Origin of the sequence: uncultured Amaricoccus sp. (assembly GCF_937891315.1) — a bacterium.
Lineage (GTDB): Bacteria > Pseudomonadota > Alphaproteobacteria > Rhodobacterales > Rhodobacteraceae > Amaricoccus.
Map to the genome: position 1 here is coordinate 35,321 of NZ_CALAGI010000004.1, position 9,658 is coordinate 44,978.

Annotated in this window: 10 protein-coding genes; 3 read left to right on the plus strand and 7 right to left on the minus strand. The window is 68.0% G+C overall.

What is annotated here, in order from left to right; translation table 11 throughout:
* Position 1: 1 nt before the first annotated feature.
* The gene (locus Q0480_RS00325; RefSeq protein WP_299129559.1) at positions 2-1,105 is read right to left on the minus strand and encodes a LysM peptidoglycan-binding domain-containing protein; all 1,104 of its coding nucleotides are present in this window, start codon (positions 1,103-1,105) and stop codon (positions 2-4) included.
* 119 nt (positions 1,106-1,224) lie between these two features.
* On the opposite strand from Q0480_RS00325, the gene Q0480_RS00330 reads away from it, so the two are divergent.
* Positions 1,225-1,806, plus strand: a complete 582-nt coding sequence (locus Q0480_RS00330; protein ID WP_299129561.1) for a TIGR00730 family Rossman fold protein — start codon at positions 1,225-1,227, stop codon at positions 1,804-1,806.
* On the opposite strand, the gene Q0480_RS00335 is transcribed toward Q0480_RS00330, so the two are convergent.
* The 6 genes from Q0480_RS00335 to yajC all read right to left on the minus strand — a co-directional run bounded on the left by Q0480_RS00335 (position 1,779) and on the right by yajC (position 6,950).
* Positions 1,779-2,648: a DUF2189 domain-containing protein gene (locus tag Q0480_RS00335; protein WP_299129564.1), complete on the minus strand. Its 870-nt coding sequence runs from the start codon at positions 2,646-2,648 to the stop codon at positions 1,779-1,781. The two genes, Q0480_RS00330 and Q0480_RS00335, sit on opposite strands and share 28 nt — an antisense overlap.
* A gap of 220 nt (positions 2,649-2,868) precedes the next feature.
* Positions 2,869-3,468 carry a superoxide dismutase gene (locus Q0480_RS00340; RefSeq protein WP_299129567.1) on the minus strand — a complete coding sequence of 200 codons (600 nt, stop codon included), beginning with the start codon at positions 3,466-3,468 and terminating at the stop codon, positions 2,869-2,871.
* Between the two features lie 100 nt (positions 3,469-3,568).
* Complete coding sequence (locus Q0480_RS00345) at positions 3,569-3,922, minus strand: Mth938-like domain-containing protein (RefSeq protein WP_299129570.1); 354 nt, start codon at positions 3,920-3,922, stop codon at positions 3,569-3,571.
* A gap of 4 nt (positions 3,923-3,926) precedes the next feature.
* Positions 3,927-4,898, minus strand: coding sequence for a protein translocase subunit SecF (gene secF, locus Q0480_RS00350; protein ID WP_299129572.1), 972 nt, complete (start codon positions 4,896-4,898; stop codon positions 3,927-3,929).
* Positions 4,899-4,908: 10 nt separating this feature from the next.
* Entirely contained in the window at positions 4,909-6,573 is a 1,665-nt protein-coding gene (gene secD / locus Q0480_RS00355) for a protein translocase subunit SecD (protein WP_299129574.1), read from the minus strand.
* A 50-nt stretch (positions 6,574-6,623) separates the two neighbouring features.
* Positions 6,624-6,950 (minus strand): preprotein translocase subunit YajC, encoded by a 327-nt coding sequence (gene yajC / locus Q0480_RS00360; RefSeq protein ID WP_299129576.1) that lies wholly within the window; start codon positions 6,948-6,950, stop codon positions 6,624-6,626.
* 381 nt (positions 6,951-7,331) lie between these two features.
* On the opposite strand from yajC, the gene Q0480_RS00365 reads away from it, so the two are divergent.
* Positions 7,332-8,291, plus strand: a complete 960-nt coding sequence (locus Q0480_RS00365) for a sugar-binding transcriptional regulator (RefSeq protein ID WP_299129579.1) — start codon at positions 7,332-7,334, stop codon at positions 8,289-8,291.
* Between the two features lie 118 nt (positions 8,292-8,409).
* Positions 8,410-9,658, plus strand: a 1,249-nt coding sequence (locus Q0480_RS00370; RefSeq protein WP_299129582.1) for a sugar ABC transporter substrate-binding protein, incomplete at its 3' end; no start/stop codon positions are given.

Here is a 9,658-nt window from a genome sequence, read left to right on the forward strand (position 1 = left end):
GCTACCGGTTCGCTGCCTGCTCCGGCAGCCGGAAGATCTGTCCCGGATAGATCAGGTCCGGGTCGCCGATCAGATCGCTGTTGGCCGTGAAGATCTGGGTATAGAGCACGCCCGAGCCATAGTGCAGGCGGGCGAGGGTCCAGAGGTTGTTGCCTGGCTGGACGATGATCGAGACCGGGGCCGCCGCGCCGTCGGCCGTCGGTCGCGGCTGCGGCTGCGGATAGTCGCGCTGGAACGGGGTGACGACCCGGCTCTGGACCACGCCGTCGGCGCCGATCTGGTCGATGCGCAGCCGGTAGACGCCGGCGGAGACGTCGCCGAGGGCGAGGTTCCAGCGACCGTCCGCCGCCACCTCGCCCTCACGGGCGAAAGCGTCGTCGACATAGGCGCGCAGCTTCGAGCCGGCGCGGCCGAAGCCGGCGAGGGAGATTTCGCCGGCTTCCGCGTAGGAGATGCTGGCGAGCGACACCCGGTCCGCCGCCGCGCCGGTCGGCCGGGCGAGGGGGGTGAGTTCCACGGAATCCGGTGAAAGGATCGCGGTGGCGGCGACGGCGGGAGCAGCGGCCGCCGAGGCTTCGGTCGTGGGTTCCGGCGCCACGGGTTCGGGCGCCGCGGCCGGCCCGGCCTGGTCGAGATGGTGCGAGACGCCGGGGACCTCGGGCAGCAGGACGACGACCTGATCCGAAACGGCGCGCGCGCCGTCCGCGGTTTCCGAGCCGAGGGTCAGGGTGCGCGGTTCGGCCGAAGGTTCGGCCTTGAAGATGGCGACGAAATTGCCGTCGGCGTCGGCCTTCGCCTCGGCCATCTCGGTGTCACCGGCATAGAGCGTGACGTTCGCTCCCGGCTGCGCGCGCCCTGCGACCAGCGCCGCGCCATCCGGGGCGACGCGGACCACGTCGACGCTGGGCGGGATCGCGGCGGGCGCGGGCTCGGGGACGGCGGCCGTGATCCCGGGCGCCGCGGGAACGGCGGCGGCGGGGACAAGGCCGGCGTCTGCCACCGGCTCCGGGCGAGGGCGGGCGCGGTCGAGCGCGAAGACCAGAACCGCGAAGGCGGCGAGGCCGATGCCGACCTGCAGCAGTGAGCGAGTCGAGCCCGGTGTCATGCCGCGCGCCTCCTCTCGGCCACGCGGGGGGTCTGGCCCGGCCAAGGACGAACTGATAGCAGGAGGTTCCGCGACAAAGCCATTGTCGCGCAAGCTAAAGACAAGTCGGGAGCCTGTCCATGCAAGACGATGGCGCGAAATCGGTCTGCGTCTTTTGCGGCTCGCGCTCCGGGACCGATCCGGCCTTCGCCGCCGCCGCCGAGAAACTCGGCACCGCGCTCGCCGGCGCGGGAACGCGGCTGGTCTACGGGGCGGGCGACATCGGCCTGATGGGGATCGTCGCGCGCGCGGCCCAGTCGGCCGGCGGCGCGACCTTCGGGGTCATCCCCGAGCATCTGATGCGGCGCGAGGTCGGTCTGCGGTCGCTGACCACCTTCGTGGTGACCGAGACGATGCACGAGCGCAAGAAGGTCATGTTCATGAACGCGGACGCGATCGTGACCTTGCCGGGTGGTCCCGGCAGCCTCGACGAGCTTTTCGAGGTGCTGACCTGGCGGCAGCTGGGCCTGCATGCCAAGCCGGTGATGCTGCTCAATACCAAGGGCTACTGGACGCCGCTCGTCGATCTCCTCCACCATATCGTTGCGAGCGGCTTCGCCGAGCCGTCGTTTCTCGACTTCCTCACCGTCCACGACGGGGTGCCGGAGCTGATGGACGCGCTGCGCCAGCGGCTTCAGCCCGGAACCACCGCCACGCGGTAGAGATGCCACGTCGCGTGCCCCAGGATCGGCAGCACGACGATCAACCCCAGAAACAGCGGCAGCGATCCGAGAGCGAGGCCGGCGGCGACGATCAGACCCCAGACGGCGATCGGACCGGGATTGGCGGCGGCGACCCGCATCGAGGTGGCGATCGCGACCGGGATGCCGACGTCGCGGTCGAGCAGCAGCGGGAAGGAGACGACGCTGATCATCAGCACCAGCGCCGCGAAGAAAAATCCGACGGCGCAGCCGACGACGATCAGCGCCCAGCCCGGCCCGGTGGTCAGCACCTCGCGCAGGAAGGCGGCGGCGGAGGCCGGCGGCTCCGGCCCGAGGATGACGTTGTGGAGGCCGGCGGCGGTGATCAGCCAGGCGAGAAAGATGGTGAAGAGCAGGAGGCCGAGCGCCAGGATCGCGCCGAAGGACGGTGATGCGAGCACGGCGAAGGCGTCCGCCCAGCTCGGATCGAGGCCTTGCTCGCGGCGGCGGCTCATCTCGTAGAGGCCGACGCCGGCCACGGGGCCGAGCAACGCGAAGCCGGAGATCGCCGGGAAAAGCAGCGGCAGCAGGTCGCGGTCGAGCGCCAGCCAGGCCAGTGCCAGGCCGATCACCGGATAGAGCAGGCAGAGAAACACCACGTCCGAGCGGCAGGCGGCGAAATCGTCGAGCCCCAGGCGCAGCGCCTCGCGCAGGTCGGCGACGCCGATGCGCCGAACCTCGGGCATATGATCGACGGATGCGTCCTCGCTGGTCATCCGGTCGGTCACCGCGCCGAGGTGGTGACCGGCCGCCCTCGCAGCGTCGACGCCCCAGGAGAGGGGGTTGCCAATGGTCTGGGTCATCGCGTGCCTCCCGCCGCTTCTCGGGGTCCACGTCTCGGCCAAGCGGAGCCGAAAGACACCCCTAGCGCGAGCATTCTAGCAGATCGCGGCCGCCGCGTCTGTCACAAGATCGAATGCGGGGGGAGAGGCTTTCGAAATCCCGACCCCGAACCTCGGGGCCGGATTCCGTCAGGTCACCGCCCCGGCGCGAACGGCCGGAGCGGTGACCTGGTGCTGGCCGTCAGAGCTTGGCGGCGGCGGCTTCCCAGTTGGCAAGCTTGTCGAGGAAGTTGGTGAGATAGGCCGGGCGCTTGTTGCGGAAGTCGATATAGTAGGAATGCTCCCACACATCGACGCCGAGCAGCGCGGTCTGGCCGAAGCAGAGCGGATTCACCCCGTTCTCGGTCTTGGTCACCTTGAGCGAACCGTCCGCGTCCTTGACGAGCCAGGCCCATCCCGAACCGAACTGGCCGGCGCCGGCGGCCGAGAACTCTTCCTTGAACTTGTCGACCGAGCCGAAGGATTCGGTCAGCGCGGTTTCCAGCGCGCCGGGAATCTTCTGGACCGTCGGCGACAGCCAGGTCCAGAACTGGACATGATTCCAGTGCTGGCTCGCGTTGTTGAAGATGCCGGATTGGGCGACCGCGCCGGACTTGTAGGTGCCCGCGACGATCTCCTCGAGCGGCTTGCCCTCCCACTCGGTCCCGGCGATCAGCTTGTTGCCATTGTCGACATAGGCCTTGTGATGGATGTCGTGATGAAACTCGAGCGTTTCCTTCGACATGCCGGACGCGGCGAGCGCGTCGTGCGGATAGGGAAGATCGGGAAGTTCGAAAGCCATCTTGTCCACCTCGCTTTTTCGATGACGGATCATCCGCCCCGGTTCTAGTCGGAATGCGTTCCGCCGGAAAGGGCGGTCCGCCGAACGGTGCCGCGCCCCGTCAGACGGGCAGCAGCGCCGCCGCGACCCGGCGCCCCTCGCCGAGAAGCACGTTGTAGGTGCGGCAGGCCGGCGGCGTCGCCATGATCTCGACCCCGATCCCCGCCGCTTCGAGCAGCGCGCGCAGATCGCGGTCCAGCGCCCGGATCTCGGCGCCCATTCCGATCAGGAGAACGTCGATCGCCGCCGCCTGTTCCAGAATCGGCGCCGGATCGACGAGACCGGCCCAGCCGACCGGACCTTTGGGCAGAAGCGCGACGGCGCCGGTGTGGACCGCGCCGCCGACGCGGAAGAAGCCGGGACCATAGCCTTCCACCGGCGGGCTGCCCGGATAGTAGACCTCGGTCACCCGCACCGGGTCAGGCCTTTTTCTCGGTGCCGAACGTCGTGCCGGCGCCGGCCGCCGGCTTGGCGCCCCAGTCGCGCTTGACGCCGAACCAGAGCACGACGGCGGAGGCGACATAGATCGAGGAATAGGAGCCGATCACGATGCCGAAGATCACCGCGAAGGCGAAGCCGGAGACTGTCGGCCCGCCGAAGAAGAAGATGGCGAGGAGCGCGATCATGGTGGTGGCGACGGTCATCACCGTGCGGCTCAGCGTCTCGTTGAAGGCGAGGTTCAGGACATCGACAAGCGGCATCTTCTTGTATTTGCGCAGCACCTCGCGCACGCGGTCGAAGACCACCACGGTGTCGTTGATCGAATAGCCGATCACCGTCAGCACGGCGGCGACGATGGTCAGGTTGAATTCGAGCTGGAACAGGCTGAACATTCCGACGACGACGATCGCGTCGTGCAGCAGCGAGGCGGCGGCGCCAAGGCCGAACTGCCATTCGAAACGCAGCCAGATGTAGATCATGATGCCAAGCACCGAGAGCAGCACGGCGAGGATCCCGTCGGTGACGAGCTCGCTCGACACCTTGGCGCCGACGCTGTCGACCTGCAGATAGCTTATGCCGGGGAAGGCGGCGTTGAGCGCCGTCTGAACCTTGTCGATCACCGCGCGCTGGCTGTCGGGGCTGTCCCCGGTAACGCCGATGCGCATCATCACCACGTTGCCGGCCCGGTCCTCCGTATCGGAGGCCGAGGTGACATTGACCTCGCCGATTTCGAGCCCGTCGAGCAGCTGGCGGAACTCGGCCACGTCGCGCGGCTCGGCCGTCGAAGCCATGATCAGCGTGCCGCCGCGGAAATCGACGCCGTAGTTGAGGCCGCGGACCGCCAGCGATCCGAAGCTGATCAGGATCCCGAGGATCGAGACGCCGAGCCAGAATTTCGTGTAGTGGAAGAAATTGATATTGGTGACGTCCGGGACCAGCCGCAGGCGCATGACGTCCTCCTCAGACCGTGATCGACTTCGGTCGGCGCCAGTCAAACCAGGCGCCGATGATCAGCTGCGTGACATAGACCGCCGTGAAGACCGAGCAAGCGATGCCGAGCCCGAGCGTCACCGCGAAGCCGCGTACCGGACCCGATCCCATGAGATAGAGCACGAGCGCGACGATCAGCGTGGTGAGATTGGCGTCGATGATGGTGGCGAAGGCCCGCTCGAAGCCAAGGCCGATGGCGCGCGAAGGGCCGCGCGCGGTCTTCAGCTCCTCGCGGATGCGCTCGAATACCAGAACGTTGGCATCGACCGCCATACCGATGGTCAGGACGATTCCGGCGATGCCGGGCATGGTCAGCGTCGCGCCGATCATGTCCATGAGCGCGAAGATGAGCACGATATTCAGCAGCAGGGCCACATTGGCGAAAAGGCCGAAGAGGCCGTAGACCAGCACCATGAAGACACCGACCGCGCCGAGCGCGACGAGGCCCGAGAGCAAGCCGGCATCGACGGAATCCTGGCCGAGCTCCGGCCCGACGGTGCGCTGTTCGAGCACGGTGATCTCGGCCGGCAGGGCGCCTGCGCGCAGGAGGATGGCGAGCTGGGTCGATTCCTCGACGCTGAAATTGCCGGTGATGATGCCGGAGCCACCGGCGATATGGGACTGGATCACCGGGGCGGAGATCACCTGACCGTCGAGCACGATGGCGAAGGGCTTGCCGATGTTGGCGGCGGTATAGGCGCCGAAGGCCGCGCCGCCGGCCGGGTCGAAGCGGAAATTCACCGCCGGCCGGCCGTTCTGATCGAAGGCGGGCTGGCTGTCGACGAGCTGGTCGCCGGTGACGACGGCGCGCTTTTCGAGGATGTAATAGACACCCTTCTCGTTCATCGACGGATAGATGATGTTGTCGAGGCCGGGCGCGGCCTTGGGATCGCTGGCGCGGCTGACCACCGGATGGAAGGAGAGGCGCGCGGTCTTGCCGATGATCGCGAGCAGTTCCTCGGCCGAACCGATGCCCGGCACCTGGATCAGCACGCGGTCGGCGCCCTGGCGCTGGATCGAGGGCTCGCGGGTGCCGGTCTCGTCGACGCGGCGGCGGATGATCTCGAGCGACTGTTGCATCGTGCGCTCGTCCACCGCGGCCTTTTCCGCGTCGGTCAGGGTGACGACCAGCACGTCGCCGTCCGCCGTCGCCTGAAAGTCGCGGGCGCCGGCGGCGGTCAGCGAGAAGACCGGCTGCGAGGCGTCGTGCACGGCCTGGAGCGCGGCCTCCATGCCGGCGGCCTCGCCGATCCGGATGCGCAACTCGTCCTTGGTGCCGTCGAGCCGGCGGACGCTGCCCACCTGACCGCGCTGGTCGCGAAGCTTGTCGCGCAGCAGCGGCCAAAGCCCCTCCAGCCGCTCGGCATGCACATCCTCGGTACGCACCTCGACCAGCAGATGCGCGCCGCCGCGCAGATCGAGGCCGAGATTGACCAGATCGCTCGGCAGCCAGCGCGGCCAGAGCGCCCGCTCGGCGGCCAGCTCCGGCGTCTCGGCGGCGTCGCGCTCCAGCGCGGTGACCGCGTCGTTCGACCGCTCGACCCGGTCGTAGAACATGTTCGGCAAGGCGATCAGCACGCCGATCGCGCAGATCGCGATGACGAGCAGCTTCTTCCAGAGCGGAAAATGCGACATTGGAGATTTCTCTCGTCTGGGCGCGCCGGACCAGCGGGCGCCCGCGACCGTCAGGCCTCGGCCGGAACAGTCTTGCTGAGCACCTGGGTGACCGTCGAGCGCACGACGCGAACCTTGACGTTCGGTGCCAGTTCGACCTCGAGCTCGGTGTCGCCGACCTTCACCACCTTGCCGATGAGACCGCCCGAGGTCACCACCTGATCGCCGCGGCGCAGCGCCTCGATCATGGAGCGGTGCTCCTTCACCTTCTTCTGCTGGGGCCGGATCATGAGCAGGTACATGATGGCGAAGACGAGCACGATCGGCGCGAATCCGATCAGGGTGCTCGCGGTACTTCCGGCGGCGGCGGCCTGCGCGAAGGCTGGCGTTGCAAACATGGGCAAATTCCTTCCTGTCGGCGCGGCGGCCCCGCGTCACCCCTTGGACCCCGGCTCGAATTTCGCGCGGACACTATCCCCGGCCCCCGGGGTTTGCAAGGCGGCGGCCGGACGGCGCCGGAGGGGAGCCGGCGGCGAGATCGTGACTGGCGTGTCCCGCCGGGGCACGTCAGCCTTCGACGGTCAAGCCGGGCACACCCGCCACGGTTCGGCGCGTCGGAGCAATCCCCCGGCAGGTCGGCAAGACGCGGCCGCTGGATGGGCGCCGCGCCGAATGCGATCTCGACGCGGACCACCCTTCGCCGCGCGACTTGCGCCGGGCGGGGGCGATTGCATAGAATATTCGCGTGCAGCGTGCCTGAGAGGAGCCTCGGGGGAGAGATGTCGCGAACCCGGGTATCCAGCAGCCGCCTCGACGACGCGGCCCGTGCCGGCTGGCTCTACTATATCGCCGGCAAGACCCAGGACGAGATCGCCGCGCATATGGGCATTTCGCGGCAGGCGGCGCAGCGGCTGGTTTCGCTCGCGGTGAGCGAGCGGCTGATCCGTGTCTGGATGGAGCATCCGATCGCGCATTGCCTCGATCTCGCGACACGCCTGCGCGAGCGGTTCGGACTGATCCACGCCGAGGTGGTGCCGACCGATCCCGGCGCCGAGGGCGGCACCGTCGGCCTCGCCGAGGCGGGCGCCGCCGAGATCACGCGCTGGCTGAAGTCGGAAATGCCGATCGTGATGGCGGTCGGGACCGGCCGGACGCTGAAGGCGGCGATCGACCATCTGCCGCCGATCACCTGCCCCCGGCACCGGATCGTCTCGCTGACCGGCAATATCGGGCCGGACGGGTCGGCGGCCTACTATAATGTGATCTTCTCGATGGCCGAGGCGGTCGATGCCCGGCATTTCCCCATGCCGCTGCCAGTCTTCGTCGCCTCACCGGCCGAGCGCGAGCTGATGCACGGACAGGGCCTGATCCGCAGCACGCTGGAATTGGCCGCCGCGGCCAATGTCGCCTTCGTCGGCATCGGCGAGATGGACAACGACCAGGCACCGCTGTTCCTTGATGGCTTCCTCAACCAGCGGCAGCTGAACGAGATGTGCGCCGCCGGTGCGATCGGCGAGATCTGCGGCTGGGTCTACGACGACGCGGGCGCGCTGGTCGCCGGCGGCTCGAACGCCCGCACGGCGAGCGCGCCGATCCCCGACCGGCACCGCGCCACGGTGATCGCCCTCGCCAAGGGTCCGCGCAAGCTCCGCCCGATCGCCGCCGCCATCCGCGGCCGCCTGATCAACGGCCTCATCACCGACGAGGCAACCGCCGAGGCCCTCCTCGCCGACGCATGATAGAACATTTGCCCGACACGCGGGCGATTGCTCATTTCAGTTGACAGATGCCACTCGCGGTGCAATCCTCGCCACAACAAGAAGACTCGCCCACTCCGGGTATCCAAGGGGAGAAAACATGCGACACTTCACGCTTCTTCTGGGAGCGGCGTCGACTTTTGCAATCGCCGCCGTCGCCGAGGCCCAGTCCGTCACCATCGCCACCGTGAACAACGCCGACATGATCCGCATGCAGGGGCTCACCGACGAGTTCAACAAGGCGCATCCCGACATAACGGTGAACTGGGTCACGCTCGAGGAGAACGTGTTGCGCGAGCGGGTCACCACCGACATCGCAACCGGCGGCGGCCAGTACGACGTGATGACCATCGGCAACTACGAAGTGCCGATCTGGGCCAAGCAGGGCTGGCTGAACGCGCTGCAGTTCGACGCCGGCTACGATGTCGACGACCTGCTGCCGGCGATCCGCGGCGGCCTCAGCGTCGATGACAAGCTCTATGCCGCGCCGTTCTATGGCGAGAGCGCGATGATCATGTATCGCACCGATCTGATGGAGAAGGCCGGCCTGACCATGCCGGAGAGCCCGGACTGGACCTTCATCGCCGACGCCGCACGCAAGATGACCGACAAGGACGCGGGCATCGCCGGCATCTGTCTGCGCGGCAAGGCGGGCTGGGGCGAGAACATGGCGTTCCTGACGGCGCTCAACAACTCGTTCGGCGGCAAGTGGTTCGACGAGGCGTGGAAGCCGCAGTTCGACCAGCCGACCTGGAAGGAAAGCCTGACCTTCTACGCAGACCTGATGAAGGAAGCCGGCCCCGCGGGCGCCTCGTCGAACGGCTTCAACGAGAACCTGACGCTGTTCCAGCAGGGCAAGTGCGGCATGTGGATGGACGCCACCGTCGCCGCCTCCATGGTGACCGACCCGAAGACCTCGACCGTGGCCGACAAGGTCGGCTTCGCGCTGTTCCCGAACAAGGAAGGCGTGGACAACCACGGCAACTGGCTCTGGTCCTGGAACCTCGCGATCCCGGCCTCGTCCAAGAACGCCGAAGCCGCCAAGACCTTCATCGAATGGGCGACCTCCAAGGACTATTCCGAGCTTGTCGCCTCGAAGCAAGGCTGGGCCGCCGCGCCTCCGGGCACCCGCACCTCGCTCTACGAGAACGCGGACTATCAGGCAGCCGCGCCCTTTGCCGGGCCGACGCTCGCCGCGATGAACGCCGCCGACATCACCAAGCCAACGGTCGATCCGGTGCCCTATACCGGTGGCCAGTTCGTGGCGATCCCGGAGTTCCAGTCGATCGGCACGACCGTCGGCCAGCTCTTCTCGGCCGTGATCGCCGGCCAGCCCACCGTCGATGACG